The 7,778-nt window shown below is 70.3% G+C and carries 6 protein-coding genes; 3 read left to right on the forward strand and 3 right to left on the reverse strand.

Annotated features, from left to right (window positions below):
- Nucleotides 1-7: 7 nt before the first annotated feature.
- A complete protein-coding gene (def, locus tag IBL25_RS23005) occupies nt 8-556 on the reverse strand; it encodes a peptide deformylase (protein ID WP_187780822.1) in 549 nt (182 codons plus the stop codon).
- 222 nt (nt 557-778) lie between these two features.
- Here def and rpsU point away from each other — a divergent pair, with 222 nt between their 5' ends.
- The 3 genes from rpsU (at nt 779) to IBL25_RS23020 (ending at nt 5,459) form a co-directional block, all read left to right on the forward strand.
- On the forward strand, nt 779-982 hold the full coding sequence (gene rpsU, locus IBL25_RS27095) for a 30S ribosomal protein S21 (RefSeq protein WP_007006360.1): 204 nt from the start codon (nt 779-781) through the stop codon (nt 980-982).
- A gap of 220 nt (nt 983-1,202) precedes the next feature.
- Entirely contained in the window at nt 1,203-2,357 is a 1,155-nt protein-coding gene (locus IBL25_RS23015; protein WP_238940605.1) for an efflux RND transporter periplasmic adaptor subunit, read from the forward strand.
- A gap of 12 nt (nt 2,358-2,369) precedes the next feature.
- Nucleotides 2,370-5,459, forward strand: coding sequence for an efflux RND transporter permease subunit (locus IBL25_RS23020; RefSeq protein ID WP_187780823.1), 3,090 nt, complete (start codon nt 2,370-2,372; stop codon nt 5,457-5,459).
- 168 nt (nt 5,460-5,627) lie between these two features.
- Here the strand turns inward: IBL25_RS23020 and IBL25_RS23025 are convergent, their stop codons facing one another.
- Both IBL25_RS23025 and IBL25_RS23030 read right to left on the reverse strand, forming a co-directional pair.
- Nucleotides 5,628-7,004, reverse strand: coding sequence for an MFS transporter (locus IBL25_RS23025; protein WP_239416764.1), 1,377 nt, complete (start codon nt 7,002-7,004; stop codon nt 5,628-5,630).
- A 120-nt stretch (nt 7,005-7,124) separates the two neighbouring features.
- The coding region (locus tag IBL25_RS23030) for an acyl-CoA synthetase family protein (RefSeq protein WP_202986859.1) at nt 7,125-7,778 on the reverse strand (654 nt) is incomplete at its 5' end.

Here is a 7,778-nt window from a genome sequence, read left to right on the forward strand (position 1 = left end):
GCCGCCGTCACGTGCGGGCGTCCTCGCGCGGCTCGGCCGGGCGGCCGGTGCGGACGGCGGCATCGCTCCCGGCGGCGCGGGCCAGTTCCTCGTTGAAGCCGAAGAGGCTGAAGTCGCTCATGCGCATGGGATAGAGCACGCCGTTCAGATGGTCGAACTCATGCTGCATCACGCGCGCCAGCATGCCCTCGGCCTCGCCTTCCACCGTGTCGCCATCGACATCCAGGCCACGGAAGGCCACGCGGCTGGCGCGCGGCACGCCGCCGCGCAGGCCGGGGATGGAGAGGCAGCCCTCCCAGCCCAGCGAATCGGCCTCGCCCAGCAGCTCGATCTCCGGGTTGATCAGCGCGGCCACGTCACCGCCATCGCGCCAGACAAAGATGCGCAGCGGCACATAGACCTGCGGCGCCGCCAGGCCGAGGCCGCCGGCATCCAGCATGGTCTCGGCCATGTCGCGGAGCAGGCGGCGGATCTCGGGGTCATGCGGGTCCTTCACCTCCTCGGCACGGCGGAGCAGGACGGGGTGGCCCATGCGGGCGATTTTCAGGATGGCCATGGGGCACCATAAGGTTTGAAGGCTTCTGCACCCAGAGAATGGGCGTTCCTAGAATTGGTTGTACCCGCAATGCGGGGAAGGGCTTTTCCTTCGGCCACGGCCCGTGCTAACACGGCGCGCTCGCACGGACCCGGCTTGCCCGGTCGCCCCGTGCTACGTGCATTCTTATTCATTCCGGCATTCATCGGCTGCCGGACTCAGGCAAAGAGGATACCGCACAGCGTGCAGGTCGTCGTTCGGGATAACAATATCGATCAGGCCCTGAAGGCCCTCAAGAAGAAGCTGCAGCGTGAAGGCGTCTTCCGTGAGATGAAGCTGCGCCGGCACTATGAGAAGCCGTCCGAGCGCCGCGCCCGCGAGGCCGCCGAGGCCGTTCGCCGCGCCCGCAAGGTGGAGCGCAAGCGCCTGGAGCGCGAGGGCTTCTAAGTCCCGCCGCCGGCTTGTCCGGCGGAACCTGACTGCCGATGACCGCGGGGCGGGCCTATGGCCCGCCGTCCGCGGTTTCGTCGCACCCACGATATCTTGAGTTTGCCCCGCCCTGCTGAAGCTTCAGGTTCAGTGGGTTTCATTGCGTGCCGCCCCAAAATTGTAACGCAATGTAACGACTGCTATGCTGCGGCGCGGACGAGCCTTAATGCGCTAGTGCATGAAGGCATCGCGCGCGCTGTTTCCCATGCTGGCTGGCCTCGCTGTCACCGGCCTTTTCCTGCATCCGCTTCCCTCGCTGGCCCAGCAAGGGGCACCGCAGGGGCTTCCGGTGGTCACCAGCCCCGCGTCGCGTGGCCCGGTTCCACTGGAAATCACCGCCAATGGCACCGTGGTGGCCGAGGCCACCGTGGCGGTGCGCAGCCGCGTCGATGGCCAGATCCGCGAGGTGCATGTGCAGGAAGGCCAGCAGGTCACGCGCGGCCAGGTGCTCTTCACGCTCGATTCGCGCATGGCCGAAGCCCAGCTTGCGCAGCAGGAAGCCCAGATGGCGCGGGACCGTGCCCTGGCCACCCGTGCCCGCGCCGATGCCACCCGCTACGCCTCCCTGCGCGGGGAAGGCTTCGCCGCAGCCCAGCGCTTTGAGCAGGCCCAGGCCGATGCCGCCGCTGCGGATGCCAATCTGAAGGCGACCGAGGCCCTGATGGCCCAGACGCGCCTGACCATCGACTATGCCACGATCCGCGCCGAGGCCGATGGCCGCCTGGGCGCGCTCCCCGTCGATGCCGGCAACCTGGTGCGCGGCAGCGAAGGCACGGTGCTGGCCACCATCACCCAGACCGACCCGATCCAGGTGCAGTTCGCGGTGCCGGAGCGCTGGCTGCCGGAGATCACGGAAGCCATGGCCAAGGGCCAGCCCAATGTCACCGCCCGCGCGCCCGGCGACCGCCACAAGCCGGCCGAGGGCAAGCTGGTCTTCGTGGACAGCCAGGTGGACACCACCTCCGGCACCATTTCCCTCAAGGCGCGCTTCCCCAATCCGGAGAACCAGCTCTGGCCAGGGCAATACGTGAACGTGGTGCTGGTGCCCCGCGTGGAGCCCGATGCGCTGAGCGTGCCGGTGCAGGCGGTGCAGACCGGCGCCGATGGCCGTTTCGTTTATGTTGTGGATGCCGAGAACCATGCCCGCCGCAAGGCGGTTGAGTTGAAGCGCGTGGTGAATGGCCGCGCGGTGCTGGCCGCCGAGATCCAGGCCGGCGACAAGGTGGTGATCGAGGGGGCGCAGATCCTCTCGGACGGTGCCCGGGTGGTGGAGCGCGGGCCCAACAATGCTCCCGGCGGCGGCCGTTCCGCCGGCAACCGCCCGCAGAGCTGAGGCCCCCGCCCCATGCATCTTTCCGAACTCTGCATCCGCCGCCCGGTGATGACAGGGCTTCTGGCCATGGCCACCATCCTCGGTGGCATCGTGGCCTATTTCCAGATGCCGGTGGCCGCCATCCCGCGGGTGGATTTCCCGGTCATCTCCGTCTCCGCCACCTTTCCCGGCGCCAGCCCGGAGACCATGGCCAATTCCGTGGCCCTGCCGCTGGAACGTGAATTCTCCACCATCGCCGGCATCGACCAGATGAGCTCGATCAGCGGCCAGGGCACCTTGCAGCTCACCCTGCAATTCGTGCTGGGCCGCAACATCGACGCGGCGGCGCTGGACGTGCAATCCGCCCTTTCCCGCGCCCAGCGGCGGCTGCCGGCGGAGATGACCAACCCGCCCTCCTTCCGCAAGTCCAACCCGGCCGATGCGCCGGTGGTGCTGCTGAACCTGCGCGGCGGCGACGTGCCGCTCTACCGGCTGAACGAGATCGCCTCGGTCATCATCTCCCCTGCCCTGTCCCGCATCCCGGGCGTGGCGCAGGTCATGACCTATGGCGAGCAGAAATACGCCGTGCGCGTGCAGCTCGACCCCGACCGCGTCGCCGCCATGGGCTTCGGCTTCGACGAGGCGCAGCGCGCCATCGCCGCCGCCAATGGCAATACGCCGGTGGGCACGCTGGATGGCCCGCGCCAGCAATTGACGCTGCGCGCCAATGACCAGCTCCAGGACGCCACCGAATTCGGCAAGCTGGTGATCGGCGGCCGGCCCAACGCGCCCATCCGGGTGCAGGACGTGGCCCGGGTGCAGGACGGGGTGGAGGACAACCGCCGCGCCGCCTGGATGAACGGCCAGCGCGGCCTGACGCTCGCCGTGCAGCGCCAGCCGGATGCCAATACGGTGGAGGTGGTGGACGGTGTGAAGGCCGCCCTGCCCGGCCTCGCCGCCGCCCTGCCGCCGGGCGCCGAGCTGACGGTGATGCTGGACCGCTCCGTCTCCATCCGCGACGCGGTGCATGATGTGCAGCACCACCTGATGATCGCCATCGGGCTGGTGGTGCTGGTGATCTTCCTGTTCCTGCGGAAGCTGACGGCCACCATCATCCCCGGCGTCGCCGTGCCCATCTCGTTGGCTGGCACCTTCGGCGCCATGTACGCCATGGGCTACGGCATCGACAACATCACCATGCTGGGCCTGACGCTGGCCGTGGGCCTGGTGGTGGACGATGCCATCGTGATGCTGGAAGCCATCGTCCGGCACATGGAGGAAGGCATGAAGCCCTTCGCCGCCGCCATCCGCGGCGCCAAGGAAGTGGGCTTCACCATCATCTCCATCACCCTCTCGCTGATCGCGGTCTTCCTGCCGATCCTGCTGATGGGCGGTGTGGTGGGGCGCGTCTTCAATGCCTTCGCGGCCACCGTCTCGCTGGCCGTCATCTGCTCCTGCGTGGTGTCCCTGACGCTGACGCCGCTGATGGCCAGCCGCCTGCCCGCCCACAGCAAGCCCAGCCGCTTCGATGCCTTCCTGGAGCGCGGCTTCCGCGCCGTCGAGGGCGGCTATGGCTGGCTGCTGGACCTGTCGCTCCGTTTCCGCCCGGTGGTCTGGCTGGCCTTCTTCGCCTCGGTCGGGCTCTCGGTCTGGCTGGCCATGATCATCCCCAAGGGCTTCTTCCCGATCGAGGATACCGGCCTCGTCAGCGTCTCTACCGAGGGGCCGCAGGACACCTCCTTCGAGGATATGAGCGTCCGGCAGGCCCGCATCGCCGAGGTCATCAGCCGCCACCCGGCGGTGGAGACGGTGAATTCCTCGCTCGGCGTCGGCGGCGGCACGCAGGCCATCAACCAGGGCCGCATGTTCGTGCAGCTCAAGCCGCGCGCCGAACGCGGGCCGGTGACCGAGGTGCTGCAGCAACTGCGCCGCCAGACCGCCGGGCAGCCCGGCATGCGCGTCTTCCTCAACCCCATCCAGAACCTGAACTTCGGCGCCCGCCAGTCCCGCACCCTCTACCAGTACACGCTGCAGGGCCTGCGGCAGGACGAGCTGTATTCCTGGGCCCAGCGCATGGAGGATGCGCTGCGCAAGCTGCCGCAGCTGCAGGACGTGAACACCGACCTGCAGCTCCACGCCCCCATCATGTCCGTGAACGTGGACCGGGACCGCGCGGCCTCGCTGGGCGTCTCGGTGGACCAGGTGCGGCAGGCGCTCTACTCGGCCTTCGGCGCGCGGCAGATCTCCACCATCTTCGGCGCCTCGGACAGCTATTCGGTGATCCTGGAAGCCCTGCCGCGCGACCAGCAGGATGAGAGCGGGCTATCCAAGATCTATCTCCGCTCCAGCACCGGCAGGCTGGTGCCGCTGGCGGGCATCGCCACGCTCAGCCGCACCGTCGGTCCGCTGACGGTGGCGCATCAGGGCCAGCTTCCGGCGGTGACCATCGGCTTCAACACCAGCCCCGGCGTGGCGCTGGGCGATGCCACCAATGCCATCGCGCAGGCGGAGAAGGAGATGGGCCTGCCGCCCACCGTGGTCTCCGGCTATGCCGGCACGGCGCAGATCTTCCAGCAGGCCCTGGCCGGCCAGGGGGCGCTGCTGATCGCGGCTATCCTGATCATGTATGTGGTGCTGGGCGTGCTCTATGAATCCCTGGTGCACCCGCTCACCATCCTCTCCGGCCTGCCGGCGGCGGCGGTGGGTGCGCTGGCCACGCTTTGGCTCTTCGACCTCGACCTTTCGGTGATCGCCGTGATCGGCGTGCTGCTGCTGATCGGGCTGGTGAAGAAGAACGCCATCATGGTGGTGGACGTGGCGATCGAGCGGATGAAGGCGGGCGACGACCCGCGCACCGCCGTCCATCACGCCTCCATCGTCCGCTTCCGCCCCATCATGATGACGACGCTGGCGGCCGCCGCCGGCATCGTGCCCATCGCGGCCGGCTGGGGCACGGCGGCCGAGCTGCGCCAGCCGCTGGGCCTGGCCGTGCTGGGCGGGCTGGCGGTGTCCCAGGCGCTGACGCTCTTCGTCACGCCCGTGCTCTTCCTGTTCTTCGAGGGCCTGTCCCGCCGCTTCACCCGCCGCACCCCGGCGGAAGAGGCGATGGCACCGGCCGAGTAATCCCTTCGGCCAGGCGGGCTCGGCCTCCGCCTTCCGGCCATGCGACATGCGGGGCTGCCTGCCGGAGCAGGCAGCCCCGCATGCGTCAGGGGAGATGGTCCGGCTCGGTTCCCTTGGCCCCCGGCTCCCCGGCGGCAGCGCAGGCATGCCCCTGTGGAAGGAGCGGCCTCAGCCGCGCCGGCGGCCGGCCACCACGCCCTCGCCGGCATCCGGCGGCAGGCGCATGGACATGGGGCCGGAGATCAGCATCAGCAGCCCGCCCAGCAGGAAGCCCACGGAGAAATCCGCCATGGTCGCGGCCGGGCGCTCGGCCAGGGCCACGCTGGCTTGCAGGGCCGCCGCCGCCAGCGCCACGCCCACCGCGCCGGGCAGCTGCTGCGCCGTGCCATAGAAGCTGGTGGCCGCCGAAAGCTTGGGCTGCGGCACATCGGCATAGGCCAGGGTATTGGTGGTGGTGAAATGCAGGGAGCGGAACAGCCCGCCCACCAGCAGCACCGCGAAGATCACCGGGATCGGCCAGCCGGGGCGGAAGGCGGCGCAGGCCATCACCAGCAGGCCGGCGATCACCGCGTTCCAGACCATCACGTTGCGGAAGCCGACCCAGCGCAGCGCCGTCTGCGCCATGGGCTTCATGGCGAAGGCGCCCAGCGCGGTGGCGAAGCTGATCATGCCGCTCTGCGCCGCGCTGGCGCCGAAGCCAAGCTGCAGCGACATCGGCACCAGGAAGGGCACCATGCTGGCGCCGACGCGGAAGACCGTGCCCGCCACCACCGTGACATTGAAGGCCGGGATGGCAAGCAACGAGAAATCGATCGCCGGATTGCGCGCCCGCAGGCAATGCCGCACCGCCAGCACCGCCAGGGCCGCGCCCAGCGCCAGCATGCCCAGCGCCACCCCATTGGGCACCAGCCCGCGGCCCAGGGTCTCGAAGGCGAACATCAGGGCGGCCAGGGCGCCGCCCACCAGCGCCAGCCCCGGCACATCCGGCGGCGGCGGGACAATGCGCGGCAGCGGCGGGATGATGCGCCAGACCAGCAGCAGCCCCAGGATGCCCACCGGCACATTGATCCAGAAGACGGCGCGCCAGGAAACGAAGTCGGTCAGGAAGCCGCCCACCGGCGGGCCCATCACCGGCCCCAGCAGGGCGGGCATGGAGAGCCAGGTGGTGGCGGTCAGCAATTCGCTTTTCTTGACCCGGCGCAGCAGCAGCAGCCGCCCCACCGGCACCATCATGGCGCCGCCCAGGCCTTGCAGCACTCGCGCCGCCACCATCTCCGCCAGCCCCTGGGAGAGGCCGCAGAAGACCGAGGCGGTGGTGAAGGTGGCGATGGCCGCCATGAAGACCTGCTTGGCCCCGAAGCGATCCGCCATCCAGCCCGAGAGCGGGATGAAGACCGTCAGCGCCACCAGGTAGGAGGTGATGGCGACACCCATCACCAACGGGTCCTCGCCCAGGTCACGCGCCATGGAGGGCAAGGCGGTGGCCACCACCGTGCTGTCCAGGTTCTGCATGAAGAGCGCGCTGGCCACGATGGCCGCGACCACGCGGGGGTCGGGGTTCCGGCCCGGAGGCTCGGCGGATTCGGGAGGCGGGGTTTCCTGCGACACGGCCGGAAGGTTACGCCCCAGCCCGGCGGCTGGCCATGGGTGGCGGGGGCGGCTTCCTCATGCGCCGGGCTGGCTGGCGGCGGCGGCCGGGTCGGCGGGCAGTTCCCGCACCAAGTCGATGCGGGCGGGCTGGCCGGGCACCGCCAGGGCCTCGCGGCAGGCTTCCAGCAGCGCCGCCACATCCGGCGTGGCATCGGGCAGGGCGCGGATGAAGCCCACCAGGGCGCCATCCGGCCCGGCGCCCACCACCGCTTCCTCCACGCCGGGCTGGCGGGCCAGGAAGCGCGCCAGCGCCGCCGGCGTCACCAGCATGCCGTCACGGTGGAAGCAGCCATCCGGGCGGGGGCCGCTGGGGATGAAGGCCTCGCCCGCCAGCGCGGCGGGCTGGCCGGTGCGCAGGAAGCCATCGGGGGTCAGCGCCTCGGCCTCGCCGCAATAGCCGGACAGCAGGCTCGGGGCCTGGATCTCCAGCGCCTCGCCTTCCAGCCGCAGGGCGGCGGGGTGGACGGGGCGGAAGCCGCTTTCGTCCCGCAGGGCGAAGAGGCCCTGGGTCTCGGCATTGCCCCAGGTTTCGCGCAGCGGCAGGCCGGGTGCCTCGGCGGCACCGGGGCTGCCAGCGAAGCGCAGCGCGGCATAGGGCCGCCGCGCCGCCTGGGTGGAGAGCGCCGCCAACTCGCCGGGCGCGGCCAGCAGATGCGTGGCGCCATGGGC

This window comes from Pseudoroseomonas ludipueritiae, assembly GCF_014490445.1.
Taxonomy (GTDB): domain Bacteria; phylum Pseudomonadota; class Alphaproteobacteria; order Acetobacterales; family Acetobacteraceae; genus Pseudoroseomonas; species Pseudoroseomonas ludipueritiae.